The following is a 17,775-nucleotide window of genomic DNA, read 5'->3' as shown; positions in this document are numbered from 1 at the left end:
ACATGGAATGAAACCGATTGTTAGAGAACATATTCAGCAACTGGATGTATCACTTGGCGGAGGTATTGTCAGTGAGAAGATCAGAGTTGATACGATTGATAATCCCATTCTGATTATTGGTCTGGGAGGAACGGGAATTGATGCGTTGCTGCGTCTCAAATATCAAATCAACCGTCGTTTCAAGCTGCCACAGGACCCGGTATCCAAGAAAAAAATGGACAAGCCGGACAATGTGGAGTTTCTGGCTTTTGAGACAAACGAACAGGATCGTGCCAAAAAGTATAAAGGGATCGGACTTGATCCGATCAATGAATTCGTATTGCTGTCCAATGCCGAAATTGGCGGACTTCTACAGAACCGTAGCGTGCTTGAACCGTATATTACGGACTGGCTGTCTCCCGAACTGAGCATTACGGACGGCATGAACGGCGCCGCAGGGGTGCGTCAGGCTGGACGTCTGCTCCTGTTCACCAAGATTAATCAGGTCGTACAGGCTATCGACAAAAAGATCAAAACCTTATCCGTAGGCACCAACAAAAAACTGATGGTGTTCCTGCTGACAGGTCTGTCCGGCGGTACAGGCAGCGGCTGTTTCCTCGATATTTCCTATATCGTGCGCGGCATTATCGAACGTGATCACGGCTCTGCCGGGATTGACCGCGTGAATACGCTGGGATATCTGTTCACGCCAGATGTGAACCTGTCCAACAAAAGCTTGAGTGAACACACTCGTGAATACATTCGTAAAAACGGATATGCTGCGCTCAAAGAGCTGGATTACTGGATGAACGTGGATAGCCGCGGTGAGCGGTTTACACAGAAGTACGGCAATATTTTAACCGTGAACTCACCACTGCCTCCATTTAACCTGTGTCATCTAATCTCTGCTACGAATACCGAAGGCAAATTGCTGGAGAACGCCTACGATTACTGCATGAACGTCACGGCCGAGAACATTACCAACTTCATGGCAAGTGAGGAGAAGCAGTCGGGTGAGGAGTTTGCGATCCATGACTATATCAGCAACATTCGCACCAACATTGCACAGATGAACAAGGTGTACCCGGCTAACTATGATTACAACATCATCGGTGCATCTTCGGCTGTCCTGCCGATTGAAGAGATGACCACTTATCTGGCGTATCGCATGTTCGATAAAATGAACACCATGTTCTCCAAAGCACCAAACCAGGAGGATACCGAGAAGTTTGCCCGCAAGCTGGGTATTGATCTCGAAAGTGTGGTCAAGTCCTTTGAAGCGCGCGTGCCAGAGCCACTGCCTGGGTATCAGAACAGTGAGCGTTTATCCTATGGCAACGTGGTGAAATCACAGGTTGTGAATATGGACACCGAACTGGAACAGAACTTCCTGGCTCGTGCCCGTGAAGAATATATCAAGGCGAAGAAACAACTGCCAGGCGAGATTGCCGGTCAGTTCACCGAACAGATCCGGCGTATGTTTTTGCATCCCGAACAAGGTCCGTTCTATGTCTCCCGTCTGATTTATACGGAAAAAGGTTTCTGTGTACTGAAGATGATTCAGTCGTACATCGAAACGTTGCGTGAGAATGCCTTCCGCATTCCACGTGATATTGAAGCAGCTCAGGAGCAGTCCGAAGAGAAACTGGGCGATGCGAAGAGTGCTTTTGTCTCCAAAGAGAAGAAAAAGAATGCTTATATTGAAGCAAAAATTCATGAGTACTGGCTGCACGCCGACGTGGAACGCAACGATCAGATGATCGAGTTCTATGAAGATCTGTATGAGTTGCTGAACCAAGAGAACAGCCGCATTTATAACGTATTTACCGAAACGCTGAACGCCCTTAGCTCGATATTCGCCAAGAACGGTGATCTGCTGACACGCGGCGAGGAACAAGCCGATCACAAAGGCAACAAAACATATTACTGGAACGTTGTGAGTGTACCGGATATCGTCAGTGTGGTGGACGGGCTGTTGGATAAACGTGATACAGATGATCTGATCCGTGACTTCTCTCGTGAATTGCTAGAAAACTCCAGCCAGTGGGTGAAAGAAAACGAGATTGATATCGTCAGCTCCATCTCCGACTTCCTGAGTGAGAAATTCGGTGATCTGATTACCCGTTCCATGGAAGATTTCCTGGTGATCAAATATGGTCAGGATGAGTCAGTCGAGAAATTCGTGGAACGTTTCATTGCTGGCAAGTTGGATGATGAGGCGGTTCCGGTGTTCAATCTGAGCAACAGTACAGGCAGTCTGCATTTCCCTTCATGGGGATTTGTATCGGTACCGGCACAGGCGCCAGGCATCTTGAAAGGGATTCGCAATTATCAGAACAATGCGGTAGGCAAATCTCATTTTACCGTTAAGGAAAGTGAAGTGCGTAACCGGATATTCTGGCTGAACACCCGCAACGGGGTACCCCTCTTTGTGTATACACCGCTCAAAGTATATGAGGAAAGTTATGAACGTACCATTTTGGACAAAGAAGGCATTGGTCGTCACTTGGTGCAAACGGAGAAAAACAACTGGACCTATCTGCCGTCTCCGATTCCGGAGAAATCATGGGGAGATGTGTACGAGAACGCCCGCGTGAAGCAGTATAACGCCCGTGTGCGTAACGAATTTGAGCAGGCGCTTGGATACAACATTGTGACAGCCAAATCCATTGATGAGAATACAAGCAATCGGTATGCGATTGTGACAACAGAAGCGTTTGATCTGTCTGCCAAACTGGGAGCCTACGACATGCGTCTGACGTCCACCACGCCGAACCTCGGCGAAGTGAAGCGGGCCGTGATCGAGCTGAAGCGTCTGCAAACCGAAGGGTTGCCGCGTGTAGGCGTTAAGGATATTTTCGGAAGTATTAATGAAGATATGGCCAAAGAAAACCTGGTACGCTCTCCGCAGCTGATCGCACGTGTCCGTGAGGAACTGGCAAAGATGAATGCCATCTCGGCCAAAGTTGCCGAACTCGAAGGCATTCTTGCCCAGTACCAGGACGAAGAGCAGTGGTATGACCGCTTCATCGAAGCGTTATATACTGACACCATCGTCAAAAAAGGTGCCCTCTACGTCTATGACCGTGACCCGGAAGAAGACGCATGGGAGCCGTTCGCAAACTTGATGAAGAGCCGTAACTTTGCCGAGTATGAAGTGTTTGGCAACTTCCGCGGTCTGGCGGAGAAGGATCGCAGTACATTGCTGCGCAAAGCCTCCCGTCGGGATAATGATCTGACGGCTTCAGAAGATATCACCCCACTGCTGACAAAGCTGGATGATCTGGCTGCGCTGTTCATGGAATCGCGCGATCGTCTCGAATACGAGCGGGTAGAACTGGCTAACGGAGAAGACATCTATCAGTTCTACAGAACAATGTCGTCCAAGCTGAACGACATTCGCAGAAGGCTGAAGTAAGATGGCGGCCGGGATGGAGTTCAATTCGAACAATACCCTGAAGCGTGATCTGGAGAAGTATGCAGCGCAGTATGCAATAGAGCAGGAGCGTCAAGGCAGCCTGGGTGATGGACGCAGCAGTATCCATTACCCGGCGCTGTTCATGTTTGTGGGTGATCTGGTTGCACCTGCAGTGTCTGCTGTGCAGGAGATCAATCGGCTGAAATGGGATAACGGAGACGGTGTGGTCTACGTTCAGATTGGTACAGAAGATCAGAAAGAGCATCCGGGTGAAAAGAGGAATGGTGGCTCGTCCGATGATGGTCAGGTGACTCGTCACCGCTTGCCTTTGTCCGTTGGGCAGACGGAGCGACCGTCCAAAACACGGCGCAAGGATGTACACCGCAGTTTCCACGAATCGGATCAGGCGCTCTACGATCTGAATCGTACGCTTCGTCGGGTCAGTAACCGAATTGCCGAATATGGACGGTTATACTCGTCATTTGATCGGATTTACGTTACGGTGGTAACCAGAGCGGATGATCCGTTGAATGTATTGTTGCCGGAGCTCACCAAGCTGACGGAGACCATTCTGTCCCAAGCCTTCAAGTCGGTGCAGACGGATCTGCATGTATTGGTCAGTGAGATGGAACAGGTGGATTCCTTCGGGTATGCCAGCGCAGCAGGTCTTGCTTTTCTACGGGAACTGGATTATATGCAGTCGCTGGACTACACGTTCAGCGGTAAACTGCTGGTGACGGAGGATGGGATCTCCATTCCGGTTACACATCCCGCGTCACCGTTGTTTGATCTGGTATATCTGTTGTCCGACAAAAATGAGCGTGGAACCGGCGTTCCCGGTGGCTGGATCGAAAATGCTGAGATCATCTGCCGGATCTGCCTGCTGAAGAACAGGAAGCAGGATGTAGATCACTCGGGTAGCGTTTCAAGCACGGGAGCGAACACCTACAACAATACATCCTTTAAAAACAATATTCGTACCACCTCTGATCAGCATGGTTATGCCAGCGCGGGTTTTGCCGAGATCAGGCGGCCAAACAAGCCGATTGCACTGGCGGTGTTATATCACCTGTATCGGTATCTGCTCGCACGCATGCGGCAGGAGCCGGATTGGAGCATTAAGGACAAGCTCGCTTTCTTTGGACTGGACGCAGCCTCAGTGGAACGCAAAGTCGAAGGCCTGCTGCCCAATGAAGATCTGGTTAGTGGCATGAGTGGCATCATGACGCATAACGTCAGTTTCTCTGATCTGAAGCCGCTCTCACTTCGTGAAGCGGAGAGAGCGTTGTTTGGACAAGGAGCTGAAGCGTACTTCCGCGATAACGTTGTCCGTCTTGTCGAAGAGCGTGTGCGTGAGCGCAGCTCTGGCGGCTCTCTGCGCCGTCAGGCCGAACAATCCCGCGCGGAGCATCCAGAGGTTGGCTACTTCCAGTGGGCGGCCTGGAGTGACAGTGAGCCTGGCAGTGTACGTGAAGCGCTGCTCGGACTGATTCGGGATAAATCGATGCAGCTTGAATCGGCACGTGCTCTGCTGGAGCAACGTCAGCAAGAGCGAGTGGAAGATCAGTCGTTCAAACGAGCGTTGTTCCGTGATAAACAGAATGTGCGCAATCTGATTGACTGCATGCTGGAGCGAGTGTATGTACCAAAGGTAGAATTACTGCGACTGGAAAATGAATTACATCTGCTGCGTATCTACGATACGGAGATGGAAGAACTTCATCGTTTTAGTCGTCACGTCACAGCAGCACTTGAAGCGCTGGAACGCACACTGCGAGAGACAGCTGCCCAAAGTATCGCTGCTGCCGATGAATACATCGGCCAGAACGTGATGGAGTACTACGGCAAAGTGACGGAAGAGCTAATCATCGACCTGGAAGCCAAACGCGGACGGGATGTATGGTTTGAGGACCGTTACATGGGAGACATGAACCGGCTTGCCACAGAAGGCGATGACCGTCTGTTGAAACGACTGATGGAGGTATGTCACTCGTTGCTGCTTACGGCCGAGCCATTGCGATTGCCATTTGAAGAAGAACTGTTGCAACGGGCGAATGTCACGATTGCCTACGGAGATAAAGATGTATTAACCCGCGATGATCTGTTCCGCAGGTTGTACCACACGCTGGAGGATCAGGCGGTTGTTCGGATCCGGGTATTCGATTATACGCAGGAACATCGATATGAAGAGAAGTATTTCTTTGGTGACCATCATAGTGCTTTCATGGACTACGCGGCACATGCCGAAGAGACGTCACGTATCTACAAGTTAGGTGTGGTGTACGAAGAACGCAGTAGTGGCGTGGAGAAGCTGAATCTGATGGGCGGTTTCCATCTGGAGGATCTCATGGTGTATCGGAACGGCAAGGTATATTATGACTCGTACACGGAGAATGGCTATGAACTTCACCCCGCTGGTCTGGTGGAAAAGTTGTCACCCATTCGTTAAGACGCCGGAAGTGTCCTGACACCCAGCACCAATCTTGTATTAACTCAGCCTGTTTACGGCTGGTATGGAAAGGATGCATGTAGACATGCAGCGAAAAATCAATCTTCTCCTGGTCCTGTTCAGCCTGATTGGCGGGGCAGTGGGCTTTGCGGCAGGAGAAATCATGCTGCGTCAATGGCTTGGGGAGATGCCACGTCTGTTGCTGATGGGATTATACTTTGGCGTACTGGCGCTGAGCGTTGGATTGTTCTGTTTGATCGCAGAGATGATCTCACCCAAGCTGAATGGCGCTTCATGGAAGCTCCGGTATCTGGGACTGTCGTGGAAATTGCTTGTTCCGGCAACACTGGCTCTGTTATTTGTTGTTGGACTCGCCCTGCAATTGTTGTATCAGATCAATCCGGGCGGTGTGAAGCAAGTGAAGGACATCGTACTGATGATCGATAACTCGGGCAGCATGAGCGAGACAGATCCGGATAACGGACGTTTTGAAGCCGCCAAGACACTAATCAGCCAGATGGAGAGTGACAAACAGGTAGCTGTCATTACGTTTGATGACCAACCGCAGTTGTTACAGCCGTTTATTGCGCTGGATAGTGAAGCGGCCAAGAATGAGGTTTATAGCAAAATCGATGGCATTGTCACGACTTCGGGCGGCACCAATTTTGATGCCGTGCTGCGGGAAGGCATGGAGCAGATTCAGGGCAAACAGGACCCGAAACGCGGTACCGTTGTCATCTTGTTATCCGATGGCTTCAGTGAAGCGGACACGACCGATATTTTGTCCCAATATAACAACGAACAGATCTCTATTAATACAGTCGGACTAAGCCTGGTGGACCCATCAGGTACGGATCTGCTACGTAATATTGCTCAGCAAACGGGCGGCATGTACTATGATGTACCAGATTCCGGTGGTCTGAATCTGGCATTCCAGCAGATCTACGATACGATTGATGAACGGACGCTGGTAACGGAGCGTACAGGCATGATGGAGCACAGCGTTTATCTGGCGATTTTCCGTGTAGCAGCAGTGTTACTGATTGGCGTGGCGCTGGGTGTGTCACTCGGACTCGTGTTTGATAACCGTCATCTCGCCCTCAGCTTTGGTATTGGTGGTGCGGTGTCGGGTCTACTGGCAGGGCTTCTGCTGGAGTGGGGACTCGACGGTTCGAACGTGGGGGATACATTCGTACGTCTTGGTGCGATGCTCATTTTGTCTGGCGTATTGACCCTCTTCTCCTGGATTGTTCCGATTAAGGAGAACACGCCGCGGAAGAGCAGGGGTCGTCGTGAAGCTGGCGGCGGAACTTCTTCTGCCGAAGGGTTTGGTCAGAGACCAAGAGATACACGCAGCAAAGGATTCTAACGTCGGGAGGTCAATGGAAATGCGGTTTACGGATGCAGACCCTTCGACACCCTTGATTCGAAAACTGACACTTGCGGTGGACGAAGGGCGTTGTACACTTCGCTGGCTCTGGCCGGAACGGGTAGAAGCTGTGTATGTGGAACGGCTGGAGCTGGATATGATGAGCGATGATCGTACCGGGGAAGAGCCTGCACAGGGCAAGCTGAAGCTGTACACGAGAGAGGAATATAAGGCGAGCAATGGTTACACGGATCGGATTACAGGTTTTGGTGCCATCAAGTACACCGTGTATGTGTGTCAGATGGAGGAAGAGGGACCTGTACTGATCCGTCAACGAGACGAGGACAACATGGTGATTGCAAGCGCAGGGAAGGCGGATATCCGCTTTTCCATTCGCTACAAGAGCGGTTTTTTTCAGAAACGAAAAAGTGTATTGATCACCGTCACAGCGGAAGTACCTGTTCCAAAGGAAGCCCTCTGTTATGTTCGCAAACAGGGCGGGGTTCCGCTGAATAAGGAAGATGGTACGGTGTATCCTTTTGTGAGTGATTTTGCTCCCGGAAGAAATGAGATGCCGCCCGTTGAAGTTGCTAAGGATGATTATGTGCGATTATTCTTCACGGACGGACCGAAATATGGAGCCGCCTATCGGCTTATATCAGACTAGATAGTTGCACTAGCGATTGGAAGGTTACTCTGTCATCGTAGTGCAAGTGTATATCACCTTAGTCTGACTGATCAGGGGAGGGGAGTGGCTATGAGCTTTTTTAGTCGGTTTTTGAAGAGACAACAGCCGGAGGAACGTCCGCTGTTTTATGATATTGTATGCCCTTATTGTTTCAGCAAGTTTTCACCGGAAGAGGTGGTGTTCCGCGCCGCACATCACCGCGATGATGATGAGGACTACGCACTCGGGGAAGATGCAAAGTTGAATCGGTATCGCGAAAGGTTCGGACTCGACACGGTATTTGATATGGAGGCCGTATTGGCTCCGCATGATGTACCGGAGGAACATCGTATTTATTCCGATAACATCGTGATGGGGCTGAACGATCGGTATGGTGTCGTTACACGTCGCCGGTTGTGTCCGCAATGTCATAACGAGCTGCCTGTTACGGCAGGTAAAGCACCGAGCAATATCATTTCCATTATTGGTGCATCCCAGGTGGGGAAATCCGTCTACATGACTTCATTAATTCATACATTGCAGCATTATACGGCCGATCATTTTGACGCGGCTTGCATGCCATTGAATGCGGAGATCAGCCGCCGGTTCCGTGCGGATTATGAAGAACCGTTGTTCGAACGGGGCGACCTGCTGGATTCCACGCAGAAGGAAAAGTTGCAGGAGCCGTTTATCTTCCAGTTTGTGTTCAAGGACGAAGATAAAGCGCCGCTGACACTGGTGTTCTTTGACGTTGCGGGTGAAGGTATGGTGGAGCAGGACTATCTCGGACTTCATGGGCAGCACATCAAGAACTCGGCAGGTATCCTGTTTATGGTGGACCCGCTTCAAATTCGTTCGATTCGGGACAAAATCCGCATTAACCTGGGCAACGAGCCGGGAGAGTGGACACCACGATACGATGAACCTCGAGATGTGGTGCTGACGATGTTTGGAGATTTTATCGCGTACCAGGACAAAGCCAAGACCAATATTCCAACGGCTGTTGTGCTCACCAAAAGCGACATGCTGCATTCCCTCAAGGATGAAGAGGGGGATTATATCAAATCCAACAGCAATGTCTTCCGCAACATGGTGCACCGCGATTGGTTCGACTTAACCGAGTTCGAGAATATAGACGGGGAGATCCGGCGTTTTATCGAGAAGGTGGATCGCCCATTCAAGGGCACGATGGATGTGTACTTCAAGGATACAGCCTATTTCGCAGTCTCTGCGCTGGGTAGCAATCCGGTGGATATGAAATTGCAGGGTGTGGTTAGTCCGATTCGCGTGGATGAACCCTTCTTATGGCTATTGTACAAGCTGAAGTACATTGAGGGGAGAGTGGGATGATGCGTTCTTCCGTAACCCCGCCCATTGAACAACAGTTGTATACCCGAGAGCGGCGCGGGGTGTTTCGCACAACAGAGGGGTTTGATACGGTTGCGGCATCGCCGGGACTGGACCCTTCTTTTATCAAAAAAGTGCTTCACCCCTACTGTGTCTATGATGCTCCAGCGGAGCTAACAGGCCGTAGCGAGAAGGACGAGACGAAGTTTCCGGCTGCCATTCACCTGCTTCATCTGGAGAGTGGGGAGACAATCCTTGGGCAAAATGTGTACCAGTCTGCGGACTTCACCGGGCTGCGCAGTGCCTTTTTTGCACATAATTACGTCTTGTCTCCCGAACGCTCGGAAGAGCAGATGAAACAAGGCGGCTGGCTGGATGCCGTGTTCGCCACGTCCTATGACATCGAACAAGGTACAGTTCTGCCAGCACTTGCTGAATTGCCTATATCACCTAGGAGCGGACAGGGTGGGGCGACCGATGCTGGCGTAGGATCACCCACCCAAGTGCTGAGCACCTTGAAGATGAACGAAGTGCTGTTCAAGCGCCTGCTCTATGCGGTAATGCAGTCTGTAGCGACACGCAGAAAAGTATACATTGCTCTGGACCTTCCCGCAGAGGAAGTGACCGCAGGGGCCAAAGGATTGTTACGTTTGCTGTACACGGCTTTACCCTACGCATTCCGGCGGCAGCTGGGATTCATGACGTTTGCCAAGGAGCCACAGGCCAAGAAGGGCATCCACGTCCAGTTTGTTGAGCGAGGAACGTTACGTCCGAAAGACCGGAATACGGAGAAGGATTTCACCTTTGATCTCGTATCAGGCAGAGTGACACATGCGGATGCATCTGTGGCGAAGTTACCTTATGCAGAATTCGCTTGGGCCTTATTGCAGGAACCTGCGGCGGCGGATGCGTTCTATACGTTTGCGGATGAAATGTTGTCCGGCATGGAACCTGGGCGGGAACTTTCCATTGAAGCCTATGGCGAACTTGCGGTGTTCTACGGTCTTGAACAAGGCATGGAAGACCTGTATCTGGATAACAAAAGTCATGTCCTGAGTGGCTTGCTGACCTATTTGAAGCCGGATGGTGGATTACAGCAACGTTCCCGTCTGAACGAGCTGTTCCTGACCTTGCTCAGCAGGGAACTGGACAGCGTGAAGCGTGAGAACGTACCCGAAGAAGACGTCGCAGCTCGCATTGGCGAATATTTCAGTGTTGCCGCGCCCGTGGTGCAATCCCGGATAGTGGACTATTTTATCTACGGTGTGAATAATGCCCGCGCCCAGAAGCGTATGCGTGCTGTGCAGGAATTGTATGCTGTGCTGGATCGGGATCCGCAGCTGAATCGGGCTTTCTTTGATAAAGTGCTGGCCAATGAATCGCTCACTAAGCTGTTGTTCGAGCCTTATCTGGACAATCAGCTGAAACGCACGGAATCGGCAGCGAACGTTGTGGAAGTGATCCGAAGATGGGTAACGTCCCATCCATCTGCGATCCACTACAGCTTCTTGCAGGAGCGGACAGCCAATGAGCTGCGTGAACGGTTATGTTCTGCGCCTAATCCGGTACAGTCTGCGAATGAAGCGCTTCAGCGTGTTAACATACTGGATCGAGTATCCGCTGATTTCACCTATGATACAGGCATTACGGCACGAATTGGTCAATCTGAAGCTACAGCCCGCCCTAATCGCAAAGAGGGATCTCCGTCTGCCAGTCAAGATCCGGCATATCAGGAAGAGTTAACCCGCCTTGCAGACAAGCTAGCTTATGTCATTAACCTGTTTATGATTCAGGATCTGGATCTGGAACGGGTTAACCGTGAACAGCTATTAAGCATTGATATTTTACAGCATGGCAATGAGGTTCGGGATTGGGCGGCACGTCAGGGCTCTGATGTATCTGCTCGAACGAACATGATGCTGGCTGCGAGAGTGTGGCTTAGTGGCGAGGGGAATGAAGAAGAGGCATTGGAGGCACTTTCCCTGGCAGAACGCAATGAACTTCAACGCTGGACGCGTCGCTGGCTTGCCGGAGAGCTGCAGGCTCATCCGGGGATAGCGGCATATGAAGCTTTGCCGATGGCTTTTTATCGGGGAGGAAGCGGTAGCAATCGGTTGGATTATCCTGGCCTGATTGAATTCATCCGCACCAATGCAAGTCGTGCTGAAGGGCTGTATCCATTCTTCGAATGGTCAGGAGATCATCGGATGTTTGTCCGGGGTTCCAATGCGCATAAAGGATATGCGGATGCCATCGTGGCGTATTTCAAAGCCCATGACCGTGAAGCTTTCAAGTCGAAGTCAGCTTTCAAACCGTATTATGTGAGAGCCAGCAAGACAATGAAGCCGGTCTATGACCGTGCGAAGACGGAATTGTCCTCTCCACTGGTGCGGATGCTAACGGGTAAAAGGAAAAATCTGTTTGGATTAATCCTCTTGATCCTGGTTCTGGGTATTGCTGGCGGTACATATGCATGGATGAAAGATTCTGTAGAGCCGCCAGCGGCATCCCCTCCTTCTACCCAGGAGCCTGTCATACCGGCTGAACCGGAGGTGCAGCTCGCGGAGCAGATTGCTTATATGATTCCTGCGAGTGAACAGGAGGGTACGCAATCACCTGCCCAACTGGTGATCCGTTTCAGGAATGATACGGGAAGCACTGAGTTTGAGCAAGGCCCGCTGCAATTGACGATGAAAGATGGCAACACGCAGGAGTTGGATGCTACAGGTAAGTGGGAGAGTTTTAATCGGAATGAGGAGCCAGATAACCAAGTTCCTTCCGATGGTGGTTCAGGAAGTACTTCCGAAGGAAGCACGGATGGTTCTTCAGCGGGAAACATAGAGCAGACGGAGGATGGCGATCAGCAGGCCGATCCTTCAACATCGGGTGATTCCACTTCAGATCCTGCTACCGATACAACAACGGATACAGGGACGAATGCATCGTCTAATGCTGCGAGTGGAGACACGGATCAAGGGACCGATTCAGATCAGGCTACAGGATCGACATCGCCTGACACATCAGTATCCAATGAACAGGATGCGAACACTCCTGCACAGATGTCTATTGGAGAGGTAGATCGTCTCTATCCGTATGGATTGCAGATCGATCTTCCAGCGAATATGGATGCCGAGAGTATTGCCAGTGTGAAGAGTATGCAGGGCAGTATGACGGTAATCCAATTGATTCCTCAGCCGAAGCTGTAAGTTATTTTATATGAGCATGTTGCATAGATTCATTAAGTGTCTTTTGATCCAATAGAAAATGCTGACTTCATACCTTATTAAACGAGCGTATGTGAGATGACCTTGAACTTTAGATTTCAAGGTCATCTTTTTTTTATTTGATATGGCGGCTGAATAGATTGAACTAACATTTACACAAAAACGGAGAGGACAGAAATAACCTTAAGAAGTGAAGCGTTCGCCTAAAAGCTTTCTAAAGGAAAGCTACATCGGAAGCATATGCTATCCCCGGATTTACCCTCTAAGAAAGGATAAAAAAATCTGGGGATAACAGCGATCAGAAGGTTGTTCTGTCATCGGAGTGGCCACATTCACAATTCAGACACAAAATTTGCGATTCAAGAGTTTGAAAGACAGTCAGAAGTGATAAAGTGCGCGGAATGAATGAGAAAAGATCTCATGTGTACTTGGGAAAAGAGCAGGATTTCTGCTACAGAAAGACCAAATAAAGCACGAAAAGAGAAGAAAATTTGGTTTTTTATGTTGACAAATGATAATGATTATCAGTATCTTTAGTGTAGAAGATATTTGCGTCGGAAATCACAGAATTACAATTTCGTTTTTGTTGTCATAGCCGGATTACATAACCGGGATAAATGAGAGAGGGATGATCGCATGTTTCGTCTGGAGACGACCAAGCTGGATATCGCTTATGAGGAAAGACTAATTGTAGAGGATCTGAATATTCAGATTCCCCAAGGAAAAATTACAGCACTTGTTGGAGCCAATGGTTCAGGGAAGTCAACCATCCTGAAAACGATGGCACGCATTATGGCTCCAAAAGCAGGTAATGTATTGCTCGACGGGAAGTCCATCCATAAACAGTCCACGCGTGAAGTTGCCAAGCAACTTGCGATTTTGCCACAGAATCCAACAGCCCCTGAAGGTCTTACCGTTACTGAATTGGTATCGTATGGTCGCTTTCCTTATCAAAAAGGATTTGGCTCCATGCGTGCGGAAGACAAACGTATGATTGAATGGGCTATCGAAGTGACAGCCATGACTGAATTCCATGATCGTCCGATTGATCAACTGTCCGGTGGACAGCGTCAACGTGCCTGGATTGCCATGGCACTTGCACAAGAAACAGATATCCTTTTCCTGGACGAGCCGACTACATTCCTGGATATGGCTCACCAGCTCGAAGTATTGCAATTACTGGAGCAACTGAATGCCACAGCCAACCGTACCATTGTTATGGTTGTGCATGACTTGAATCATGCTTCCCGCTACGCACATCACATGATTGGTATCAAAAAAGGTAAAGCCATCGCTCATGGTTCACCTGTGGAAGTTATGAACTCAGATGTACTTCGTGAAGTATTCAACATTGAAGCAGATATCGTGATTGATCCGCGTTCCGGTGTACCGCTCTGCTTGCCTTACGCTCTTGCAGGCGAACGCCAGCAATCGAAGACGCCAGAGCAGCTGGTCATGAACAGTGCGATGGTTCATGCTGGAGGACGGGCAGAACCACGTGTTCAAGCGACAGGAAGTTAACGAAATGGGCCATATGTGGTCCTTACATTATAGAATGAAGCCGCTGTGCGCTATCGCACGCGGCTCTTTTGCATTCATGGGGGATTTGCAATGCATGGGAGCAAAGGGAAGGGGTAGACCCGGGATTTGGTAATCGCATTGGATCAGGTCTATAATAATAGGACAGGCTGTGAGCCCGTTGGTTATGCCAACGTGCTCGCAACAGCCCAAACCAACATATGTCATGGGAGGAATCAGTCATGTCCGTATATTCATATCAGGCGGTAACCACCGCGAACCAAGAAGTCTCACTGGATCTGTATCAAGGTAAGGTATTGGTCATTGCCAATACAGCCAGCAAGTGTGGGCTGACCCCGCAATACGGTGAATTGCAAAAGCTTTATGATCGTTATCGTGATCAAGGCTTGGTTGTACTGGGTTTCCCTTGTAACCAGTTTGGAGGGCAGGAGCCAGGTACAAGTGAGGAAGCGGAATCATTTTGCCAGATTAACTATGGTGTGAATTTCCCGGTGTTTGCCAAGGTAGATGTGAATGGTGAGGACACTCATCCCCTGTTCCAATACCTGAAGGAGCAACAACCTGGCGTAGGTGAAACAAGCGACATCCAATGGAACTTCACCAAGTTCCTTGTTAACCGTGAAGGTGAAGTGGTAGGTCGTGTTGAACCGAAAGAATCTCCGGAGACAATGATTGCAGATATCGAGAAATTGCTCGGTTAATACATGAACGTTTGAGAAGCCTGTCCTTGCATAAACAAGGATAGGCTTCTTTGATTATTTTATATACGTTGCTTTTTCTCTTCACAGGTAGGAGTTGGATCCATGAAATCAACCCTGTATTGAAATTTGAAGTATTTAATTTTGTATAAGTCAAACATGAAGGCAGGAGACGCCTCTAACTTTATACGTCCACACTGTGTTCATACAGGGATCACGGAAGCCATTACATAGCATAAACCCGCCCAAATCCGGGGACAATGAAATCAATACAATGAAGGGAAGAAAGGCTTAAATACAGGGAAATGACCTCCTTCGACAAACTTTTTTTGCTCAACCTATTGCAATGTGAAAAATATCACATTATAATGAGTGTATAAAGTGAAATAAATCACATACACAGTTTCGAACAAGAAGTGAAATGTTTCACAACCATAACAACCTTATATTCAAACTCATTTATATATTTCGAGGAGGAACTTTTAATGAAAATCGCAGTTATCGGATGTACACACGCAGGAACCGCAGCCATCGTAAATACCGCCAAATTGTACCCGGATGCTACCATCACGGTGTATGAGCGCAATGACAATATCTCCTTCCTATCTTGTGGCATTGCGCTCTACGTAGGTGGGGTTGTGAAAGACCCTGACGGTTTGTTCTATTCTTCGCCTAATCAACTGGCAGAGCTTGGTGTTGAAACCAAGATGCTTCATGAAGTAACAGCAGTAGATGCCAAGGGCCATACCCTTCAGGCTAAAAACCTGCAAACCGGGGAAGAATTTGAAGATACGTTTGACAAACTGATCGTGACAACGGGGTCATGGCCTGTCGTTCCGAAGCTTGAAGGCATCGAGATGGACAACATTTTACTTTGCAAAAACTACAATCATTCCAACACGATTATTGAAAAAGCCAAAGATGCCAAACGTGTTACCGTTGTAGGTGCAGGATATATCGGCGTAGAACTGGTTGAGGCTTTCCAGATGAACGGCAAGGAAGTTACCCTGATCGACAGTGTGGACCGTATTTTGAACAAATACTTGGACCCTGAATTCACGGATGCGATTGAAGATACGTTGACTGGACGCGGCATCAAGCTGGCTCTTGGTCAAACGGTACAGAAGTTTACTGGTGAAGATGGCAAAGTAACTAAGGTGATCACGTCCAAAGGAGAGTTCGAAACCGATCTGGTTATTCTGTGCATTGGTTTCCGTCCAAATACAGAGCTGCTCAAAGGCCAAGTGGATATGCTGCCAAACGGCGCAATCATCGTGGATAAATATATGCAAACGAGTCAAAAAGACGTCTTCGCTGCGGGTGACAGCTGTGCTATTCATTACAACCCAACAGGCAAAGCAGCGTACATTCCACTGGCAACCAACGCCGTGCGGATGGGTACACTTGTAGCCCGTAACCTAGTTCGTCCTACAACACCGTATATGGGTACACAAGGCACATCGGGTATCAAAATTTATGAGCAAAATATCGCGGGTACAGGGATGACGGAAATGTCTGCTGCTGACGAAGGCCTGATTGTTGAATCTGTCGTACTGGAAGACAGCTACCGTCCGGAGTTTATGCCAACGGCTGAGAAACTGTTGCTTAAAGTGGTATATGAGCAGGCTACTCGTCGAATTGTCGGAGCACAGGTGATGTCTCAGGTTGATCTGACCCAATCGATTAATACGATCTCGGTCTGCATCCAAAACAACATGACCGTAGATGAGCTGGCCTTCATCGACTTTTTCTTCCAGCCACATTACAACAAACCGTGGAACTTCCTGAACACGGCGGGTCTGCAAGCACTGCCTCCAATTGAAGTAAAAGCACCAGCAATGGTGTAAGGAAGCAGAATAGATGGTTTAACAGCGATCTTGATAAACGCCATACAAAGATAAGTCATGCTTGTCCGTAAATAAGAGGTGTACGATAACTGCCAAGATTACGAAACAAGGCGGACGATTATAAAGGAAAGAGAAGACTGGCGAGTATATCGTCAGTCTTCTTTTTTGTTGTTTTAGCTACAAAAGGCCTTACTACACTCTTGCTGTCATAACTATTCCAAGACACTCTTAAAGTATCTTTTTAAGTAACATTGTGATAATTTGCACAAAGTTATGTTTAGGACCGAGATACAATTAGGATGTGGTATTCAACGCATAACTAATGAATTTCAGATGGTTTTATCCAATGATGAACAATGAAGGAGAGGATGAATGATATGGCAGCAAAAACACCTCTTGAGGTTGCACAATATACGGCGCAAACAGGCAAGAAGAAGGCTCAATATCCGGTGTCTTCTGTACTGGTGCTTAGTTTTCTGGCAGGGGCTTTTATTGCGCTGGGTTTTCTATTGGATATTCGGGTAATTGCTTCTGCGCCAGCAGAGTGGGGGAGTCTGGTCAATCTGATTGGAGCAGCAGTGTTCCCGGTTGGATTAATCTTGGTACTCATAGGTGGTGGCGAGCTGCTGACGGGCAACATGATGGCAGTTCCACTTGCAACGATTGCACGAAAATTATCTGTGGGTAGTATGTTGAAAAATCTAACCTTAGTGACGATTGGTAATTTTGTTGGAGCTTTGTTTGTCGCGTACGCGTTTGGACATGTGCTTGGTCTGACCGGAGAGGGTGTATATCTGGCAAAAGTGGTGGATATGGCTGGGCATAAGCTGCATGACGGCTTCCTGCAAGCTTTCATCTCTGGCATCGGCTGTAACTGGCTGGTCGCGCTGGCCGTGTGGTTATCTTATGCATCCGATACGATGAGTGGCAAAGTACTGGGCATTTGGTTTCCAACGATGGCATTTGTGGCGATTGGATTCCAGCACGTTGTGGCCAATATGTTCCTCATCCCGGCGGCAATTTTCGAAGGACATTATTCGTGGGGTCAATATGTGATGAATTTCATTCCGGTATGGCTCGGGAATCTGACTGGTGGTGCTCTGTTTGTAGCTGCAGCCTATTGGGTGGTGTACCTGCGCCAAGCCGAGCCAAAAGTGAAACCAGAGATGGCGACGTCGATCGAACCTATGGAGACGGAGGCTAGAGTAATGTTGAGCAAACAAGCATAGAGGGCACAG

10 protein-coding genes are annotated in these 17,775 nt (G+C 49.0%); all 10 read left to right on the top strand.

Going from position 1 to position 17,775, the window contains the following annotated elements:
- Positions 1–7 precede the first annotated feature (7 nt).
- Positions 8–3,397, top strand: a complete 3,390-nt coding sequence (locus MKY01_RS29535) for a tubulin-like doman-containing protein (protein ID WP_076253675.1) — start codon at positions 8–10, stop codon at positions 3,395–3,397.
- Position 3,398: 1 nt separating this feature from the next.
- The gene (locus MKY01_RS29530) at positions 3,399–5,846 is read left to right on the top strand and encodes a transcription initiation factor TFIID (RefSeq protein ID WP_339284561.1); all 2,448 of its coding nucleotides are present in this window, start codon (positions 3,399–3,401) and stop codon (positions 5,844–5,846) included.
- 85 nt (positions 5,847–5,931) lie between these two features.
- A complete protein-coding gene (locus tag MKY01_RS29525; protein WP_017691845.1) occupies positions 5,932–7,215 on the top strand; it encodes a vWA domain-containing protein in 1,284 nt (427 codons plus the stop codon).
- Between the two features lie 19 nt (positions 7,216–7,234).
- Positions 7,235–7,882 (top strand): beta-mannanase, encoded by a 648-nt coding sequence (locus MKY01_RS29520; protein ID WP_076209731.1) that lies wholly within the window; start codon positions 7,235–7,237, stop codon positions 7,880–7,882.
- 90 nt (positions 7,883–7,972) lie between these two features.
- Positions 7,973–9,232 carry a hypothetical protein gene (locus MKY01_RS29515; RefSeq protein ID WP_024632789.1) on the top strand — a complete coding sequence of 420 codons (1,260 nt, stop codon included), beginning with the start codon at positions 7,973–7,975 and terminating at the stop codon, positions 9,230–9,232.
- Complete coding sequence (locus tag MKY01_RS29510; RefSeq protein ID WP_339284559.1) at positions 9,229–12,435, top strand: hypothetical protein; 3,207 nt, start codon at positions 9,229–9,231, stop codon at positions 12,433–12,435. The genes MKY01_RS29515 and MKY01_RS29510 overlap by 4 nt, the downstream gene beginning before the upstream one ends.
- A gap of 654 nt (positions 12,436–13,089) precedes the next feature.
- Positions 13,090–13,974 carry an ABC transporter ATP-binding protein gene (locus tag MKY01_RS29505; protein ID WP_036612750.1) on the top strand — a complete coding sequence of 295 codons (885 nt, stop codon included), beginning with the start codon at positions 13,090–13,092 and terminating at the stop codon, positions 13,972–13,974.
- Between the two features lie 239 nt (positions 13,975–14,213).
- Positions 14,214–14,693 carry a glutathione peroxidase gene (locus tag MKY01_RS29500; protein ID WP_047840764.1) on the top strand — a complete coding sequence of 160 codons (480 nt, stop codon included), beginning with the start codon at positions 14,214–14,216 and terminating at the stop codon, positions 14,691–14,693.
- A gap of 482 nt (positions 14,694–15,175) precedes the next feature.
- Positions 15,176–16,537 carry an FAD-dependent oxidoreductase gene (locus MKY01_RS29495; RefSeq protein WP_036612744.1) on the top strand — a complete coding sequence of 454 codons (1,362 nt, stop codon included), beginning with the start codon at positions 15,176–15,178 and terminating at the stop codon, positions 16,535–16,537.
- A 377-nt stretch (positions 16,538–16,914) separates the two neighbouring features.
- The gene (locus MKY01_RS29490) at positions 16,915–17,766 is read left to right on the top strand and encodes a formate/nitrite transporter family protein (RefSeq protein ID WP_036667815.1); all 852 of its coding nucleotides are present in this window, start codon (positions 16,915–16,917) and stop codon (positions 17,764–17,766) included.
- Positions 17,767–17,775: the final 9 nt, after the last annotated feature.

This window comes from Paenibacillus sp. FSL R5-0486, assembly GCF_037975155.1.
Lineage (GTDB): Bacteria > Bacillota > Bacilli > Paenibacillales > Paenibacillaceae > Paenibacillus > Paenibacillus amylolyticus.
The sequence above is the reverse complement of the archived record's forward strand: the minus strand, read 5'-3'. Positions and strand labels throughout refer to the sequence as shown.